Genomic DNA, 314 nt, shown 5'->3' with positions numbered 1-314 from the left:
TCGAAGACGATCAGCTTGGCGCGCTCGCGTCCTGCCGCCTGCAGCAGGCTTTCCAGATGCGCAACGTCGTTGTGGCGGAAGATCTTCTTCTCGGCCCCGGAACGCCGCACGCCTTCGATCATCGAGGCATGGTTCAACTCGTCCGAGATGAGCAGGCAGTTGGGCAAGAGCCTGGCGATGGTCGAGATCGAGGCTTCGTTGGAAACGAAACCGGAGGTGAAGACCAGCGCCGCCTCTTTGTCGTGCAGGTCGGCGAGCTCATGCTCCAGCTCGACCAGCGGGTTGGACGTGCCGGAAATGTTGCGGGTGCCGCC

At 62.7% G+C, this 314-nt stretch carries 1 protein-coding gene; it reads right to left on the bottom strand.

Annotated elements, in window-relative coordinates:
• Positions 1-314: aminotransferase class I/II-fold pyridoxal phosphate-dependent enzyme (locus P9254_RS28850; protein WP_278103920.1), on the bottom strand; the 314-nt coding region annotated here is incomplete at both ends.

This window comes from Mesorhizobium sp. WSM4983, assembly GCF_029625765.1.
GTDB lineage: Bacteria > Pseudomonadota > Alphaproteobacteria > Rhizobiales > Rhizobiaceae > Mesorhizobium.
Note: the sequence above shows the minus strand (reverse complement) of the source record. Positions and strands in the feature narration are given on the sequence as shown.